13 protein-coding genes are annotated in these 16,143 nt (G+C 69.5%); 7 read left to right on the top strand and 6 right to left on the bottom strand.

Features of this window, described 5'->3' with window-relative positions:
- Nucleotides 1-135: 135 nt before the first annotated feature.
- The gene (locus M6444_RS19620) at nt 136-762 is read left to right on the top strand and encodes a cyclodeaminase/cyclohydrolase family protein (protein WP_298331314.1); all 627 of its coding nucleotides are present in this window, start codon (nt 136-138) and stop codon (nt 760-762) included.
- On the opposite strand, the gene M6444_RS19615 is transcribed toward M6444_RS19620, so the two are convergent.
- Nucleotides 748-1,689: a bifunctional helix-turn-helix transcriptional regulator/GNAT family N-acetyltransferase gene (locus M6444_RS19615; protein WP_298331313.1), complete on the bottom strand. Its 942-nt coding sequence runs from the start codon at nt 1,687-1,689 to the stop codon at nt 748-750. The genes M6444_RS19620 and M6444_RS19615 overlap by 15 nt on opposite strands.
- A gap of 105 nt (nt 1,690-1,794) precedes the next feature.
- Here M6444_RS19615 and M6444_RS19610 point away from each other — a divergent pair, with 105 nt between their 5' ends.
- On the top strand, nt 1,795-4,602 hold the full coding sequence (locus M6444_RS19610) for a BTAD domain-containing putative transcriptional regulator (protein WP_298331311.1): 2,808 nt from the start codon (nt 1,795-1,797) through the stop codon (nt 4,600-4,602).
- Nucleotides 4,602-5,816, top strand: coding sequence for a winged helix DNA-binding domain-containing protein (locus M6444_RS19605; protein ID WP_298331309.1), 1,215 nt, complete (start codon nt 4,602-4,604; stop codon nt 5,814-5,816). Before M6444_RS19610 ends, M6444_RS19605 begins: the two co-directional genes overlap by 1 nt.
- 6 nt (nt 5,817-5,822) lie before the next feature.
- Here M6444_RS19605 and M6444_RS19600 read toward each other — a convergent pair whose 3' ends face one another.
- The 3 genes from M6444_RS19600 to pdhA are packed head-to-tail and all read right to left on the bottom strand — an operon-like array spanning nt 5,823 to nt 9,236.
- Entirely contained in the window at nt 5,823-7,127 is a 1,305-nt protein-coding gene (locus M6444_RS19600) for a dihydrolipoamide acetyltransferase family protein (RefSeq protein WP_298331308.1), read from the bottom strand.
- A 20-nt stretch (nt 7,128-7,147) separates the two neighbouring features.
- Nucleotides 7,148-8,161, bottom strand: coding sequence for an alpha-ketoacid dehydrogenase subunit beta (locus M6444_RS19595; protein WP_298331307.1), 1,014 nt, complete (start codon nt 8,159-8,161; stop codon nt 7,148-7,150).
- Between the two features lies 1 nt (nt 8,162).
- Nucleotides 8,163-9,236, bottom strand: a complete 1,074-nt coding sequence (gene pdhA / locus M6444_RS19590; protein ID WP_298331305.1) for a pyruvate dehydrogenase (acetyl-transferring) E1 component subunit alpha — start codon at nt 9,234-9,236, stop codon at nt 8,163-8,165.
- 110 nt (nt 9,237-9,346) lie between these two features.
- Here pdhA and M6444_RS19585 point away from each other — a divergent pair, with 110 nt between their 5' ends.
- Both M6444_RS19585 and M6444_RS19580 read left to right on the top strand, forming a co-directional pair.
- The gene (locus tag M6444_RS19585; protein ID WP_298331303.1) at nt 9,347-9,994 is read left to right on the top strand and encodes a TetR/AcrR family transcriptional regulator; all 648 of its coding nucleotides are present in this window, start codon (nt 9,347-9,349) and stop codon (nt 9,992-9,994) included.
- A 354-nt stretch (nt 9,995-10,348) separates the two neighbouring features.
- On the top strand, nt 10,349-12,598 hold the full coding sequence (locus M6444_RS19580) for an Ig-like domain-containing protein (RefSeq protein WP_298331341.1): 2,250 nt from the start codon (nt 10,349-10,351) through the stop codon (nt 12,596-12,598).
- Between the two features lie 220 nt (nt 12,599-12,818).
- Here M6444_RS19580 and M6444_RS19575 read toward each other — a convergent pair whose 3' ends face one another.
- Both M6444_RS19575 and M6444_RS19570 read right to left on the bottom strand, forming a co-directional pair.
- On the bottom strand, nt 12,819-13,499 hold the full coding sequence (locus M6444_RS19575; protein ID WP_298331300.1) for a DUF1707 domain-containing protein: 681 nt from the start codon (nt 13,497-13,499) through the stop codon (nt 12,819-12,821).
- Between the two features lie 9 nt (nt 13,500-13,508).
- On the bottom strand, nt 13,509-13,940 hold the full coding sequence (locus M6444_RS19570) for a (deoxy)nucleoside triphosphate pyrophosphohydrolase (RefSeq protein WP_298331298.1): 432 nt from the start codon (nt 13,938-13,940) through the stop codon (nt 13,509-13,511).
- Between the two features lie 98 nt (nt 13,941-14,038).
- Between M6444_RS19570 and M6444_RS19565 the strand changes: the two genes are divergently transcribed.
- Nucleotides 14,039-15,007 carry a CAP domain-containing protein gene (locus M6444_RS19565; RefSeq protein WP_298331296.1) on the top strand — a complete coding sequence of 323 codons (969 nt, stop codon included), beginning with the start codon at nt 14,039-14,041 and terminating at the stop codon, nt 15,005-15,007.
- A gap of 87 nt (nt 15,008-15,094) precedes the next feature.
- Nucleotides 15,095-16,135, top strand: a complete 1,041-nt coding sequence (locus tag M6444_RS19560; protein ID WP_298331294.1) for a GNAT family N-acetyltransferase — start codon at nt 15,095-15,097, stop codon at nt 16,133-16,135.
- The last annotated feature ends 8 nt before the right edge of the window (nt 16,136-16,143 follow it).

The following is a 16,143-nucleotide window of genomic DNA, read 5'->3' as shown; positions in this document are numbered from 1 at the left end:
TGAAACGGCGCCCGACTGGGAGCACTCAACCACATTCTGGGCAAATACGACGTATCACCCCGGCGATGACGCCATCGGCGTGCGCGGCACACTGGGACCCGACCTCGATGCTTCACCCCGTCCTAGGAGTTCCGGGTGCGCGACCAGTCCATTGACGACTTCCTGGAGGAGCTAGCCGCCCGTGTGCCCGCGCCCGGGGGCGGCGCCGTGGCCGCGATGCACGCTGCGCAGGCCGCAGCCCTGCTGGCGATGGTAGCTCGCTACAGCGTCGGGCCGCGTTTCGCCGAGAACGCCGAGCTCGTGGAGCGTGTCCTCGTCAAGGCCGATGCGTTGCGGGTGGACGCCTTGGAACTGGCAGAAGACGACGCCGAGGCGTTTCTGGCGGTGACCGGCGCCTATGACCTGCCACAGGAGACCGACGAGGAAGCCGAGGAGCGCTCGGCCACCATCGCCAACGCGCTCGCCGAGGCGGCGGAGCCGCCGGCTGCCGTCATCGTCGCCGCCACCCATCTGATCGCCATGGCCGAGGAACTCCTCCCGGTGGCCAATCCCAATGTGGTGGCCGACATCGGCGCCGCCGTGGAGTCCGCCCGGGCGGCGGCGCTGACGGCGCGACTGAACATCGAGGTCAACGTCGCAGGTGTCACCGACGATGACGCGCGCCGGCGGCTGGCCGCGACGGTCGACGGCGTCGGTGCGTTGGCCCAGCGAGCCGACGAGGTGACCGCCTCCGTGCGGCAGCGGATGTCACGCTCGGCGTAGGTCCAGCCGCCAGACTTCGCCGACCAGGTCGTGGCCGAAGCTGTGGTGCGGTTCCTGCTCCACGAGTTCGAAGCCGGTCTTCTGATAGATGTGCCGAGCTGCGGTGAGCACGTTGTTGGTCCAGAGCGTGATCGCCTCGTAGTGGGCGTTCCGGGCGAAGGTCACGCACTCGTCGACCAGGCGCTTGCCCAGTCCGTCGCCACGCGCTGACGGCTCCACGTGAAGCAGCCGCAGCTGTGCGGTCTTGTCGTCCTTGCGCATACAGAACACGGCGCCGGCCCGGCGACCGTCGAGCTCGGCGATCCATGCGTTCTCTCGCCGTGGGTCGTGGCTCGCGCCGTAGTCGGCGACGATGCGCGCCACCAGAGCTTCATAGGTCTCGTCCCAGCCGTACTCCTCGGCGTAGAGCGCGCCGTTGCGTTGCACGACCCATCCGAGATCGCCGTTGCGCAGGCCGCGCAGCACGTAGGTGGCGCGGCTGTCGTCGTCGGCGCCGTCGTCCAGCAATTCGCGCACCGTGGCGAACGCGGCGATGAGCCGTCGCTGGTCGTGCTCGGAAAGCGAGCTCAGCAGCTTCTCCGCCTGGCGGTTCGAGCGCGAGTCGAGCGTGGCGAACGCGTCGCGCCCGGCTTGGGTGAGCGACGCGCGAAGCCGGCGGCCATCCGCGCTCGAGCGCGATCGGTCGACCAGGCCTGCGGAGTCCAGCCGGGCGAGGATCCGGCTCAACTGGCCGGCGTCGATGCCCAGCGCGGAGCGCACATCAGCGACGTCGGACTCCGGCTGCTGGGCGAGCTCGAAGATCACCCGCGCCTCGGTCAGCGTGTGCCGAGACATGAGCAGACCTTGGTCGAGGAATCCCATCACGCTCGTGTAGAAGCGGTTGAAGGACCGCACGGAGGCGACGCGGGCGGATGTGTCGGCATCCATGAGTTGACGGTATCAAGCAATATGTTGACTGAGTCAAGTATGTGAGTGGGCTCGGCCACCCGAGAACGGCGACTGCGCGTCGACGGCATGGTTAAGCTGACCGCGATGGCTGTTGAGGGGACCAGCGGCGGCTCGCGCCAAGAGCTGTCGATCACGATCCTCGGCCCGGTGAGTGCGTGGCGTGGCGGCGTCGAACTGGCGCTGCCCGCGGGCCGGCCCAGTGTGGTGTTGGCCGTACTGGCGCTGCGTCCCGGCTCCGTCGTGGGCCTCGACGTGCTGGAAGAGTATCTGTGGCCCGACCAGCCGCCGGAGCGTCCGCGCAGCACCATCCAGACTCATGTCGCTCGGCTGCGCCACGTCGTCGGCCGCGACACGATCCGTGCGGTCGCCGGTGGGTACGTCCTCGACGTGGCGCCCGACGCCGTCGATCTCGGGGCGTTCCGGGCTCTCGTGTCCGCGGCCACCGCCACGGCTGAGCCGCGCAACGAGCTCGACCTGCTCAACCGCGCGTTGTCGCTCTGGCGTGGTGCCCCGTTGTCCGGGTTGACCCCCGATCACGTCGAGCGCGAGCGGGCCACGGCCATCGTCGAGGAACTGCTCAATGCGACCGAACGCGCCAACGAATTGCGACTTCAGCTCGGTCACCTCGATGGACTACAGCGATCGCTGCGTGCGTTGGTCGCTGCGCATCCGTGGCGGGAGCGAACATGGGCCCAGCTGATGTTGACCCTCTACCGGCAGGGCCGACGGAGCGAAGCGCTGGCTGCATTCCATGACGTCGGGCATATCCTGCGTGACGAGCTCGGCATCGACCCGGGCTCGGAACTGGTCACGCTGCATCGCCGCATCCTCGAAAACGACTCGACGCTGCTGGAACCCGAAACCTCGCCGGCGCGGCCGTACACCCGCCCGGCCCAATTGCCACCACCCGTGCCGGATTTCATCGGCCGCGAACAGCAGGTCGAGCATCTGGTCGACGTGCTCACCGGTCCCGCCGCGGCCACCAGAGTCGTGCTGATCTCCGGCCCAGGCGGTTCCGGCAAGTCCACGCTCGCGATCCACGTCGCCCACCGCGTTCGGGAGCACTATCCCGACGGGCAGCTGGTCGCCGAATTGCGAGGTCCACACGGGCGGACCGAACACGGCGACGTCCTCGGGCGCCTGCTTCGATCCCTGGGGGTCGCCGCGGCCGAGGTGCCGGCCGACGTCGCCGAGCGGGCCAGTCTGTTCCGGACGCTGTGCGATGGCCAACGGCTCCTGCTGATCCTCGACGACGCGCACATCGCCGACGATCTCCCGCGGTTGATTCCCGGCGGCGAGATGTGCGGGGTGATCGTCACGAGCCGACCACCGTTGACCAATGTGCCCGCAGCCGCCCGCGTCGACCTCGGCTTCTTCGGCGAGGCCGATTCGGGCCGGCTGCTCACGTCCATCGTCGGCGCTGAACGCACCTCGAGCGACCCGGAGTCGGCAGCGGCGATCAGTGCGGCGTGCGAAGGCTCGCCGTTGGCACTGCGGATCGCCGGCGGACGGATCGCGGCCCGGCCCACGTGGCCGTTGGCTCATTTCGCGCAGCGACTCACCGCGGGCAACCGCCTCGACGAGCTCGCCATGGGCGGACTCGGTGTACGGGCGATGCTCGAAGCGAGTCACGACGACCTCGAACCACAGACCGCACAGCGGTTGCGGTTGCTGGCGGCCGCCCCGATTCCCGCGATCGACGTCGAGTTCGCCGCGGTTGCCTGGGACGTCGATGACGACGACGCGCAAGCGTCGTTGGAGGCGCTGGCCGACGTTCGGTTGATCGAACCCACGGGACCGGGCCACTACACCTGGCACGATCTGGTCAACGACTACCTGAACGATGACGGCGACCCAGCCGACCAGGCCGCTGTGGCTGCCGCGACTCGCCGGCTCATGCGCTACTACCTGCGCAGCCTCGACAACGCCAAGTACGTGTTCCGCCCGGGAGGCACCAACCGCGACACTTCATCGTGGTACCCGCACGACGTCGCCGGGCGAACGTTCGAAAGCCAAGTCGCCGTCCACACGTGGCTGCATCCGCGCCATCACCTCATCGCGGGGTTGGCCCGGCGGGTCCTGACGACGCCGGGTACGCCGGATTCGGCGGATGCCGCCCAGGCCGCAGCGTTGATGTTGCTGCTCGGGTCGGTGGCCTACGAGTGTTGTGACGATCGAGAGCATCTGGAGAACACCGCGCGCGCTGTCCTGGCGGCCGAGGAACAGCTGTCCGACCGGTTCTTCGTCTCGGCCGCGTGGCACAGCGTCAGCCTGGCGCTCAGCGAGGAGATGCGCATCGACGAATCGCTGGAAGCAGCCGCTCGGGCGCTGGCGATTCGCCGCGAGATCGGGGACCGGTTCGGCGAGGTGACGTTGCTGAACAACATGGCGATGCTGCACCAGCACGCCGGGCGGCATCACGAGGCCGCCGAGTTACTGGAACGGTGCGTGACCACCGAGGACCCCCTCCCGCCTGAGGTCCGGGCCTGTTGCCTGCGGAATCTCGGGGAGGTTCAGCTGAGTCTCGGTCGGCTCGACGATGCTCGCCGCAGCCTGCAAGCCGCTGTCGCGACGTGCCCGCCCGAGCCGGTTTCGCGCGACGCCTTCTACCAAGCGGCCGCGGAGGCATCGCTGTACCTGCAGTGTGGTGATCACGACGCCGCGTTCGCGTCGTGCACCGAGGCGGCGGCGGTGGCCGAGAAGCTGGGGGCGTCGTCCCTGCAGGCCGTGGCGTGGGTCCAGCACGGGCGTATCCATGCCGCGGTGGGAGCGACGGCCGATGCCGTGCGCCTGTGGCGGGATGCCATGGCCGTCCCAGCGGGATTGGACGACGCCACGGCTGCGGAGGTGCGCCGGTTGATCGCCGAGGCCACCGGCTGCGGAGCGTCCTGATGCCGGCGGAGGCCACCTCGGTCGTGCGGTTGGTCACCGACGAGGAGCGTCGGGCGCGGCTGGGCGTCCGGCATGCGCTGGCGCCGTCCGGTCGAGTGCGCTCACCCGAAGACGCTGCTCGAGCGGTCGTGTGCTTGCACGCGACCGAGCCGCCGAGCGTGCACCTGTCCTGCTGGGCACGGACCGAGGCCAGCAGCGTCGACGACGTTGAACGAGCGCTCTACGACACGCGTACCCTGATCAGGCAGCAGGCCATGCGTGAAACGCTTTTCGTGTTTCCGCGCGAGGTCGTCCCCGCTGCCTGGGGCAGCGTCTCCGCGCGCTTCGCCGCGGTCAGCCGCAACCGACTCATCAAGGACCTGGAACGCTGGGGCACGGTGCCGGCCGGGGAAGGCGCGACGTTCGTGCAGGCTGCTGAGATCGCGGTCCTCGACCACCTCGCCGACGGCGTCCCGCGGTCGTCGGCCCAACTGCGGGAGGAGGTCCCCGAAGTCGGCGGGTTCATCGTGCAGGCTCCCGGCAAGTCGTGGGGCGGCAAGGTGGCGATCGCCCCTCGCGTCCTCGCTCAGCTCAACCTGGCCGGAAAGATCGCCCGGGCGGGCAACGCCGGCCCCTGGTACACCAGCCGGCCCACGTGGACGACCACCGCAGCATGGTGGGGTCACGAGGTCCCCAACGCGCTCGAGGCACGGCAGGGCTACGCCGACCTGGTGAACCGGTGGCTGTGGGCCTACGGCCCCGGCACCATCGACGACATGGCGTGGTGGCTCGGCGCCACCAAGGCCACGGTCCGGACTGCACTCGACGACCTAGCAGCGGTGCGGGTGTCGCTGGAGAATGGTTCGGTCGGCTGGCTGCGAGAAGACGACATCGAGCCGGTCCGCGCCCCCGAACCCTGGGTGGCGCTGCTGCCGTTGCTCGATCCCACCGTGATGGGGTGGAAGAAGCGCGATTTCGTCCTCGGCGAGCTCGGCCCCCAGTTGTTCGACAGCGTAGGCAACGCCGGAACGACCGTGTGGGTCGATGGGCGGGCCGTCGGCGCCTGGGTGCAGGACGTCGATGGCATCGTCCAGGTGAGACTCCTCGAAGACGTCGCCCCTCCGGCTCGCCAGGCGTTGCAGGCCGAAGCGCGCAGGCTCACCGAGTGGCTGGCCGGCCAGCGGGTCTTCGCCGTCTACCCGTCACCGGCCATGAAGTCACGCGCTGCTGGCTGAGCGGTGTCAGGCGACGGCGAGCCAGGGGTCTTCGAGCACGGTCGCGAGGTCTCGGATGAACTCCGCGGCCTGAGCGCCGTCGACGACCCGGTGGTCCGACGACATGGTCATCGTCATCCGCTGGACCACGCCGACCGCACCGTCGCGGACACCGGCCTCGGAGCGCACCGCGCCGACGGCGAGGATGGCCGCCTCAGGCGGGTTGATGACGGCGGTGAAGTGGTCGATGCCGTACATGCCGAGGTTGCTGACGGTGAACGTGCTGCCGGTCATCTCGTCCGGGGTCAGCTTGCGCTCACGAGCCCGGCCGGCGAGTTCGCGGGTCTCGGCCGCGATGGTGGTGAGGTTCTTGCTGTCGGCGTCCCGGATGACCGGCACGACGAGGCCCGCGTCGGTGGCCACGGCGACGCCGACGTGGATGCGTCCGTGCTGCACGATCGAGTCGTCGGCGAACGACGAGTTCACGACCGGGTGATCGCGCAACACCACGGCGGCGGCCCGGACGATGATGTCGTTCACGCTGACCTTCGGCCGGCCGGCTGCGACCAGCCGGTCGTTGAGATCTGCGCGCAGCGTCATCAACGGCTCGGCGTCCACGGTCTTGGTGACGTAGTAGTGCGGTGCGGTCTGCTTGCTCTGGCTCAGCCGGCGCGCGATGGTGCGCCGGATCGGGGTGAGCGAGATGACCTCGTCACTGTCGGTGACCGGCACTTCGGGAGCAGGTGTCGCCGCGGCCGGTGCGGCCGCCGGGGCGGATGCCGCGCGAGCCTGCTCGTCGCGAGCGCGGGCGACGTCGGCGCGGATGATGCGCCCGCCGGGACCGGTTCCCGTGACGGTCGCCAGGTCGATGCCGTACTCGCGGGCGTCACGGCGTGCCAACGGCGAGGAGAGGATGCGCGCGCCGTCGCCCGTCGACGCCGCGGCGGGCGCTGCCGGTGTGGCTGGCGTGGCTGGTGCTTGCGCAGCCGCCGGTGCCGCCGGCTCGGCCTCGGCGGATTCGGCCTCGGCCGCGGCGACTCCCGTCTCAGCCGGCGCCGGCTCGGACTCTTCGGCCGCTGGGGCAGACTCGGGTTCACCGGCCGCCCGCAGCCGCGCGATCGGTGCACCGATCGGAGCGGAATCACCCTCGGCGACCACGATCTCTTCCAGAACACCGTCCTCGTAGGCCTGGTGCTCCATGACTGCCTTGTCGGTCTCGATCTCGACCAAGGTGTCGCCCGCCTTGACCTCGTCACCGACCTGCTTGAGCCAGGCGTTGACGACGCCCTCTTCCATCGTGTCCGAGAGGCGGGGCATCAGGATGTCGACCATGGTGTCTCCTCGTCGCCGCGCTAGCGTGCGCGGGCCCGGTCCGATCGGCGCCCGACGGCGTCGAGAGTCTGTTGAACGACGGTGACGACGTCATCCGCCGACGGCAGCGCGGCGAGCTCCAGTGGTTTGGCGTAGGGCAGCGGCACCTCGGCCATCGCCACCCGGCGCACCGGTGCGTCCAGCCAGTCGAAGGCGCCGTCGGAGATCGACGCCGCCACCTCGGCGCCGATGCCGTAGGTGAGCCAATCGTCTTCGAGAACCACGGCGCAGTTGGTCTTGCGTACCGATTGGACGACGGTCTCGCGGTCGAGCGGGCGCAAGCTACGCAGGTCGACGACCTCGGCGTCGATGCCTTCCTCAGCTGCCAGCTTCTCCGCCACCTGCAGCGCGACCCGGGCCATGCGCGAGTACCCGACGAGGGTGATGTCGCTGCCCTCGCGCGTCACCGCAGCGCGCCCGATCTCGCCGGGCTCGTCGCCGTCGGGCACCTCGCCCTTGGTGTTGTACAGCGCCAGATTCTCGAGGAACAGCACCGGATCGTCGTCGCGAATCGCCGCGAGCAGCAGCGCCTTGGCGTCGGCCGGCGACGACGGCGCCACGACCTTGAGCCCGGGGGTGAAGGCGTAGAAGAGCTCGACGTTCTGCGAATGGGTGGCGGCCAGCTGCTGGCCCCCACCGCCTGGCGTCCGGATGACCATCGGGACGCTGTTCTGCCCCCCGAACATGCCGTAGATCTTCGCCGCATGGTTGACGATCTGATCGAGCGCCAGCAGGGAGAAGTTGATGGTCATGATCTCGACCACGGGCCGCAGCCCCAGCATGGCGGCACCGACGGCGATCCCGGTGAAGCCTTCCTCGGCGATCGGGGTGTCACGCACCCGGCGGGGCCCGAACTCGTCGAGCATGCCGGCAGTGATCTTGTACGACCCCTCGAACCGGCCGATCTCCTCGCCCATCAGGAAGACGTTCTCATCGCGCAGCATCTCCGCACGCAGGGTGTCGTGCAGCGCCTGGCGGTAGGTGATGACGGCCATGTCAGGCTCCCGCGGTGGGGTCGAGGGGGAAGAGCGGGTCAGCGGGCAGCCGCCGGGAGTCGTTCGGCACCGGCGTGGCGTAGGTGTAGTCGAACAGTGACTCGACCTCGGGGTGTGGGCTGTTCTCGGCGAACTCGACGGCAGCCGCGACGACCTCGCCGACTTCGGCGTCGATGGCGCTCAACTGGTCCGCGTCGGCGATGCCCTCGCTGATCAGGTGGTTGTGCAAGGTGGCGACGGGGTCCTGCTCCTGGACCGCCTGGACCTCCTCGGGATCGCGGTAGGTGGCGGGGTCGACGACGGAGTGCCCACGCAGCCGCCCGCTCATCGTCTCGAGCAGGAACGGCTTGTGTTCGGTTCGAGCACGCTCGACGGCCGCCGCCGCGGCGTCGCGCACGGCGATGACGTCGTTGCCGTCGACGCGTGCGGACTCCATCCGATACGCCGAGGCTCGCTTGTACAACTCCGGTTCCGCTGAGGCCATCTCGACCGTGGTACCCATACCGAGCTGGTTGTTCACGACCACGAACACGACCGGAAGGTCCCACAGGGCGGCGATGTTCAGCGTTTCGTGGAACGCGCCGATGTTGGTGGTGCCATCGCCCATCTGGCACATGACGACCTCGTCGCCGCCGCGGTACGAGATCGCCATCGCGGCCCCGGCGGCCAACGGCAGCTGCCCTCCTACGATGCCGTAGCCCCCGAGGAGGCGAACCTCGGTGTCGAACAGGTGCATGGAGCCGCCCCAGCCGCGGGCGACGCCGTCTGAGCGTCCGTACAGCTCGGCCATGACGCGGCCCGGATCCATGCCGCGGATCAGCGCGTAGCCGTGGTCACGGTAGTTCGTGAACAGATAGTCGCGCTCGGTGATCGCTTCCATCAGGCCCACGACGGTGGCTTCCTCGCCGAGGTTGAGGTGGCAGTAGCCGCCGATCTTGGCCTCGGTGTAAGCCCGTGCGGTCCGTTCCTCGAACCGCCTGACCAGCAGCATCTGGCGGTAATAGGTCAGCAGCTGTTTCCCGTCCTTGGTCGAACGGCGCTGCGGGCGCTTGCGCGCACGACTCGTGGTCGCCACTCTCGCTCGCCCCTCTCGTGTGCCGAGACGCTCAGATCCGGCCCGGCGGTGACCGGGCTACAAATGAAACGCTATCGTTTCATTCTTGGAAAGCATAGATCGGGGTCGCCATGGCAACCAACGAGGTTCGGCGGTCACCGGCGCGAGGCCGCCCGCGAGACGAGGATCGCGCTGCTCGGCGCGATGCGCTCCTGGAGTCGGCCATGCGCCAGTTCCTGAGCCGCGGGTACTCGGCGACCACCATCGAAGACGTCGCCGCCGGCGCCCGGGTGGCCAAGCGCACGATCTACACCACCATCGGCGACAAGGAAGAGCTGTTCGTAGCGGTGGTCCGGCGCCTCGGTGACCGCGCGGTCACAGCGACGACGGGCGACTCCGACGACCCCGTCTCGCTCCTGCACGCCTTCGGTGTCCGACTGGTGCGGCTGATGCTGTCCGACGAGGCTGTGGGGCTGCACCGGTTGGTGATCGGCGAAGCCGCCCGCTTCCCGGAGCTGGCCGAGCGTCACTACATGAACGGCTCTCATCGCTACATCGGCGTGTTGTGTGACCTCTTGGCCGCCTTGCCGCCCGGCGCCCTCGTGCTGCCCGCCGACCGCAACGGGCACGGCCTGGCGGCCCAGGCCGAGGCGCTGTTCACGCAGTGGCTGGGCGAGCGACACCGGCGACGCCTGTTCGGACTCGACCCCGCGCCTTCGGATGACGACATCGAGAAGCACGTCGCGACGGTGCTGCAGCGATTCGTGCGCACGGCTTGACGTGCACGAGGAATTCGTTCCTCCGCGCCGAGGTTCTGCGCCCGAAAACGGCGATAATCACCGCGATGCGCAAAGCGCGCGGAGACACGTCATTGCGCCAAGAGCTGGGTCTACCTCGGGAAACGCACGCTTGTAGGGACATTTCCGGACAAGGATGCAGGAAAAGGCCGGGCTTGCGTCACCGATTCAAGAACTCCACGTGACTTGATCACCCGCATGATGTATGTCAGCTGTCAAGCTGTGTAACGTTGCCCCAGATCCGGTTTGGACACCTGGCCGATTCGGCCGCTACGCACCGTCTTTTCCGGACCAGCCATGTCAAATGACACTTATTGGAGAACATCAGTGAGCACCATGTTGCTGCGCCGCCGAGGCGCAGCACGTGCTACCGGGGCCTTCGTGGCTGCCGCCGTCGCCGGCGGGTGCGTCATCGCATCCGCTGCGGTGCCGGCTCATGCCGACGACGACCGTGCCCCGTTAGCCGTGCAGACCTTCGCCGCTGCGGACTTCACCGACCTGGCAGCCGAGCTGCCGGCGGCGCTGCGCGAAGCGATCCAGCGTGACCTCGGCCTCGAGCCGGCGCAATATCTCGCCAATGCCGAAGCGGCGCGTACGGCGTCGGACGTGGCGGACTCGCTGCGTGCCGAAGGCGTGAACGTCCTGGGCTCGTCCATCGACGGCCAGGACGTGACCATTCACGTCGGCTCCGACAGCGACGTTCCGTTGGCCGAGGCCACCGGCGCCAAGGTCGAGGTCGGCGGGCTGATCGAGCTCAGCACCGAACGCGAGGTCCAGCCCGCCCGCGATCACAAGGGCGGCTACGGCTACGCCTACCAAACCAGCGAGCCGGATGAAACCGGTGCCTTCCAGCTCGGCCGGTGCTCGGCCGGGTTCAGCGGGTACGACGCTGACGGCAACTCGCGCTTCCTGACCGCCGGGCACTGCGGTACGGACACCGCGACCGGTGAGCAGCTGACCTACCCCGTCCACCACATCGAGCTCGACGAGCCGATCTGGGCCAGCGAGGACTGGGCGCAGGAGTTCCCCGGCACTTCGCTGGGCGAGTTCGTTCCGGGCTCGATGCACTACGGCAACGAACACGACGGCGGCCTGGTCGACGTCACGTCGGAGTGGGACGGGATCCCGCAGGTCGCGGGCTGGGCCGGCGGTGCCGGTAGCCCGGACGAGGCCTCGGTCGACGTCCTGGGGACCATCGGCGCGGTCGCCGGTGCGCAGGCGTGCAAGTCCGGCGCGACCTCCGGCTGGAGCTGCGGCGAGGTCCTCGTTCCGCAGGAGAGCATCGCCGTGGGCGACCAGCAGGTCACCGGGTTCATCTTCAACGCGTGCCTGCTCGGCGGTGACAGCGGCGGCTCGATCCTCGTGGGCAGCTACGCGCTCGGTGTGAACAGCGGTTCGACTCACGACGGCCGCACCGACTGCGACACCTGGACGCCTGCCACCGGGCCGGACGACACCAGCGGTGACTTCAGCATCGGCTACGCCGTGGCTGGCGGCGAGTACAGCGCCAAGAGCCTGTTCGGTGCCGACTGGGAGCCGGCGATCAAGATCAACACGCCGGTCGTCACCTCGCCCGAGGACGGCGGCGAGACCGGCCCGACCCCGACGTTCACCGGGACCGTCGAGGGCGCGCGCTCCACGCACAAGGTCCGCCTCGTGATCGACGGCGAGAACTCCTACGGCGGCGAGGTGACCAACGACGGCGCGTTCTCCGTCGACGTCACCGAGGCCCTCGAGCCGGGTGAGCACACCTACGAGCTGCAGGCCACGTACGGCCAGTACTCGAAGTCCGAGGTCGTCGAGGGCAACTTCACCGCCACCGAGGTGCAGGTCGAGCAGCTCGCGGTGGAGTCCCCGACCGATGGGCAGACCACCAGCGACGTCCGTCCCGACTTCACCGGCACCGGCCAGCCCGGCGCCACGGTCACCCTGACCGTCGGCGACGAGGTCGTGGGCGAGGCGACGGTCGGCGAGGACGGCACCTGGACCATCACGCCGGAATCGGACCTGCCGATCGGCAAGCGCTTCGACGCGACCGTCACGCAGCAGTTCGACGGTGACACCCAGGAGGCCACGGTGGCCGACCTCGGCATCAAGGCGCCTGAGGTCACCATCGCCGCGCCCGAGGACGGCTCCTCGGTCTCCGGTGACGTCGTCTTCACCGGTACGGCCTTCCCGGGGGCCACGGTCGGCCTGGAGATCGAAGGCACCGTCACCGAGTCGGGCGCGGTGCAGACCGCGGCCGACACGTGGGAGGGCGACCTCGAGGTCGACGAGAACGGCGCATGGACGTTCACCCCCGCGGAGCCGTTGCAGGACGGTGAGTACACGCTGACGGCGTCGGCCACGCTGGAAGGTGGCGACCCTGAGCTCACCGACTCCGAAGCCACTGTTTCGTTCACGGTGACCACCGGGGACGACGGTGCGGACGAGAACGGCGACGAGCAAGGCGACGAGAACGGCGACGACGACCTTCCCGACACCGGATCGTCCAACACCTGGATGATTTTCCTCGGGATCGGTCTTCTCCTGGCCGGCGGCGCAGCCATCGCCGTCCGCGCCAAGCGCAACAGCAGCGTCGCCTGAGGAGCGAGTCTGTTGGTCGGGGCGTTGACCTGGATGAATACATCGTGAAAGCGATGTGAAGGCAACGCCCCGTACCGTCAGTGACGGTCGGCTGGCCGCCGAGTCGGGTGGCCGCGGCCGTTGCCGGGATCCGTCGCAGAAAGACGGATGGCCCGCTCATGATCCGGCCCCGCAGGTCCGTGCCCGGCCTGCGGGGCCGCTTTCATGTCCGGGTGTGGCCTCAGTGGGCTTTCTTGGCGATCTTCTGGGCCTTCTTGAGCGGCATGTCCAGAGTCTCCTCCGGCAGCCGCCACACGTCGGTGCCGCCCATGACGTTGTACACGAGGATCTTGACTCTCGGTGCGCCCGGGCGCGGCGGCCTCGTGCTTCCCCGCTCGCCGGTGCCGCCCATGATCGAGAACCCGCCCACTTCGACGTCCACGGTGTCGGGGACGTAGATGTCGGCGCCACCCATCACGCTGATCGACACGATCGTGGTCTCGTCGGAATCGAGTTCGGCGTTACGCAGGTCGATCGTGTGCCCACCCATGATGGCCAACGCCGTCACGCGCTCGGCCACCCGCCAGCGTCCCTGCTTCTCGGTGCCGCCCATGATCGCGACGATCCACTTGGTGAGTTTGCGGCGGCGGGTCTCGGGCTCGGTGGCCGAACGAGACGCCGAATCGGTCGAGGGCAAATCGGCGACGAGCCGATCCAGTTCCTCCCGGGTGGTGGCCCGGTAGGCGAGGCCGATGCGTTCCTCGAGTTCGGCGAGGGTGAGTCGCCCGGTGGTGGCGTGCTCCGAGAGCGCCTCGACGACCTGTTCGCGCTCGAGGTCCGATGCTCGAACCGCGGGAGTGGAAGGCGTGGGCGGGAGGCGCCCGGGCTCGTCCCGGTCGGCAGGCTCGGAGGTCGGCGTCATGTCGCCAGGTTAGTCGTGGCCGGCAAGCGCGGCTACGACCGCTCGGTCGGCCGGCAGCCAGGACACCGCGTGCCACGAGCCGGGCTCCAGCCAGCGCAACGCGTCATGGTCGGCCATCGCTTCGGGAACACCGGACTCGACGACGGCCCACCACACCCGCATGCAGGCCTGGGCGGTCAACGGCCAGGCCCCGTCCACCGGCCCCAGCACCTCAGCGCCCAGCCGGACCGAGACCGCCAACTCCTCGCGCAATTCGCGGTGCAGGGCGGCCACCGGTGTCTCGTCCGGCTCCACCTTCCCGCCCGGGAACTCCCACCCTCCGGCCAGTTCGGCCGGGGCGCGGCGGCGTGCGGCGAGCAGCCGCTGCGGCCGCGCGAGGTCGTCGACGATCGCAGCGGCCACGACCAGCATCGTCGGCGACTGAGGGCGGTATTCGGTCATCTACGACATCCAGATGCAGGCGGGCGGATCGGGAGGTAGGGGTCATATGATCTTGGCACGTGCAGTATGGTCGGGCATCGTCGGAAGGACTTTGACCCGTGACCTTGTGGCAACCTCGGCACCGACGACCGAGTAAAACCCCCCTGTACCTGCGCCTCGGCTCTCTGGTTCTGATCCCCGTTCTCACGGTCGGCGCCATCGCGGTCCTCAACGAGGATCCGTCGTCGTCCGGCACTCTGCGCGTCGAGACCGAGAGTACGCGGACCTCCGACCGGCCCAGCGACACGACGTCGTCGTCGGCCACGGGCACCCCGTCCGATGCCGGCACATCGGGCACCCCCGGCGCCTCCGAGACCTCCGACGCGGCCAGCGATCCGCATGGCGACGGCGCGGACCGCACCGACGGGTCGAGCGGCGGCGATTCGAGCTCGACCGGCGATCCCGACTCGACCGGGGATCCGGACCCCTCCGGCGAGCCGGACCCGACCAGCGATCCCACGGACGACACCGACCCGGCCGAACCCGAAACGTCCGGCTCGCCGCGGCCGTCGTCCACCCCTGAGCCCACCGACGAGCCGACCCGGCCCGGCAAGCCGACGCCGACCGGAGAGCCCTCCACGCCGAACGATCCGACGCCCACCCCGTCCACGACGCCGACCGACCCGCAGCCCACCACTCCGGTACTCGCCCGGGACGAACAGGCGCTGATCGATGCCACCAACGCGGTGCGTGCGGAGGCGGGTTGCTCGCCGCTTCGGGCCGACGCTCGGCTCCTGGCCGCTGCCAGAGAACACAGCCGCGACATGCGCCAGCGGTGGTTCGTCTCACTGGTGAGTCCGGACGGCGAGACCCCGACCGACCGCGCTGAAGACCACGGCTACAGCGCACCCGTCACCGGGAACGTGTGGCGCGGGACCCGCAGCGCCGAACGTGTCGTCAAGCACTGGATGGCCGATGCCGACTCGCGCGCCCGGCTGCTGGACTGCAGCTACACCTCGGTCGGCGTCGGCGTCGAGAAGGGGTTGCTGCTCAACGCCTGGTGGTCGCAGCTCTTGGGACGCGCCTGATCTGAAGCGCGCCGGAGGGCGCCCTGGGTCCGGAACTGGTCGAAAAATCGCTCGCTGCTCGCGCCACACCGATCTAGCGTGTGCCGCATGTCCAGCGCACAACTGGCCCCGGTCCGGGTCCGCGCCGCCGCACCGGCGAACCTTCCGGGCTTGCCGTCCGGCGTCGATCTGACCTGGCGGGCGCTGACCCCGGCCGATGTTCCAGCGTGGTACGCGCTGACGGGCGTGGCCGACGACGCCGACGACGCCACCGAGCGTCGCTCACGAAGCGAACTGGCCCAGATGTTCGAGGGCGGCTGGCGGGACCCGGCCCGCGACTCGGTGGCCGGTTTCGACGCTGCCGGCCGAATGCGTGCGTATGCGTGGTCGGAGTTCCGCCCCGCCACCGAAGGCACCCACGCCACCGTCCTGTACGGCACGGTGCACCCGGACGATCGCCGCCGTGGGATCGGCCGGGCGATCCTGGCGTGGAGCGAGGCACGCTCGCGGCAGCAGCTGGCCGCCGCGGCGGTCAATCTGCCGGCTCGGATCCGGTTATTCGTCGACGAGCACCACGTCGCGGCGAGACGTCTCGGCGAACGCTCCGGCTTCGAACCGCGGCGGTGGTACATCGGGATGCGTCGAGACCTGGCGGCGCCGCTGCCTGAGATTCGAGTCCCCGACGGCGTGACGGTACGTCCGTATGCCCGGTCGTGGGACGAGGCGGTCCGGCTCGCCCACAACGAGTCGTTCGCCCGCGACCACTGGGGCTCGAGTCCGTTCGATGCCGAGGTGTGGCAGGTGAACGTCGTAGGCACCGATGCGTTCCGGCCCGATTGGAGCTTCGTCGCGCTCGACGCCGCGGGCCTGGTGGTCGGTTACCTGATCTCCGGTGCCTACCACCAGGACTGGGAGCCCCAGGGCTACACCGAGGGCTGGACCGACCTGCTCGGCGTCCGCCGCGAGTGGCGGCGGCAGGGCCTGGGCGGCGCGCTGTTGGTCGCCGCGATGCGCGCCTACTCGGCCTCGGGCATGCAGTACGCCGGCCTGGACGTCGACACCGCGAATCCCACCGGCGCCCTGGGCGTGTACACCCGGTTGGGCTACGAGCGCGAGACCGGCGCGGTCATGCTGACCAAAGAGATCTGAGCCGCGAT

Origin of the sequence: Haloactinopolyspora sp. (assembly GCF_027324685.1) — a bacterium.
Taxonomy (GTDB): Bacteria; Actinomycetota; Actinomycetes; order Jiangellales; family Jiangellaceae; genus Haloactinopolyspora.
The sequence above is the reverse complement of the archived record's forward strand: the minus strand, read 5'-3'. Positions and strand labels throughout refer to the sequence as shown.

Excerpts from the sequence above, each read along its gene's own strand:
- M6444_RS19615 (WP_298331313.1), bottom strand. The coding sequence starts at position 1,689 with ATGGATGCCGACACATCCGCCCGCGTCGCCTCCGTGCGGTCCTTCAAC.
- M6444_RS19610 (WP_298331311.1), top strand. The coding sequence starts at position 1,795 with ATGGCTGTTGAGGGGACCAGCGGCGGCTCGCGCCAAGAGCTGTCGATC.
- M6444_RS19605 (WP_298331309.1), top strand. The coding sequence starts at position 4,602 with ATGCCGGCGGAGGCCACCTCGGTCGTGCGGTTGGTCACCGACGAGGAG.
- M6444_RS19600 (WP_298331308.1), bottom strand. The coding sequence starts at position 7,127 with ATGGTCGACATCCTGATGCCCCGCCTCTCGGACACGATGGAAGAGGGC.
- M6444_RS19595 (WP_298331307.1), bottom strand. The coding sequence starts at position 8,161 with ATGGCCGTCATCACCTACCGCCAGGCGCTGCACGACACCCTGCGTGCG.
- M6444_RS19585 (WP_298331303.1), top strand. The coding sequence starts at position 9,347 with ATGGCAACCAACGAGGTTCGGCGGTCACCGGCGCGAGGCCGCCCGCGA.
- M6444_RS19580 (WP_298331341.1), top strand. The coding sequence starts at position 10,349 with ATGTTGCTGCGCCGCCGAGGCGCAGCACGTGCTACCGGGGCCTTCGTG.
- M6444_RS19575 (WP_298331300.1), bottom strand. The coding sequence starts at position 13,499 with ATGACGCCGACCTCCGAGCCTGCCGACCGGGACGAGCCCGGGCGCCTC.
- M6444_RS19570 (WP_298331298.1), bottom strand. The coding sequence starts at position 13,940 with ATGACCGAATACCGCCCTCAGTCGCCGACGATGCTGGTCGTGGCCGCT.
- M6444_RS19560 (WP_298331294.1), top strand. The coding sequence starts at position 15,095 with ATGTCCAGCGCACAACTGGCCCCGGTCCGGGTCCGCGCCGCCGCACCG.